Raw genomic sequence first — 285 nt, 5'->3', positions numbered from 1 at the left:
TCCGTCACGCCTTTGTTGTATTTATATTGTTTCCCTTGAGGTTGAGAAAGACGGTAATAGTCTCCATCACGAAGATATTTTCTCCAAGTATAAATAAGTCCATCACTCTTCAGACCAAGCTGTTTAACAATTTGTCTGCCGGAGACACCGGCATTCAAAAGCCTAATGGCTTCTAATTTAGTTTCATATGAATATTTATTATTAGTCAAAGCAAAAGCACCTCCAAGATTTATTTTCTCAGAAGTGCTCTTATTTATCTGTATCAAATTATATACTCAGTACCTT

At 35.1% G+C, this 285-nt stretch carries 1 protein-coding gene; it reads right to left on the bottom strand.

Features of this window, described 5'->3' with window-relative positions; all coding sequences use genetic code 11:
* Nucleotides 1–209: transposase (locus FD31_RS13810; RefSeq protein ID WP_157049182.1), on the bottom strand; the 209-nt coding region annotated here is incomplete at its 3' end.
* Between the last annotated feature and the right edge of the window lie 76 nt (nt 210–285).

The organism is Companilactobacillus nantensis DSM 16982, assembly GCF_001435815.1.
Taxonomy (GTDB): domain Bacteria; phylum Bacillota; class Bacilli; order Lactobacillales; family Lactobacillaceae; genus Companilactobacillus; species Companilactobacillus nantensis.
The sequence above is the reverse complement of the archived record's forward strand: the minus strand, read 5'-3'. Positions and strand labels throughout refer to the sequence as shown.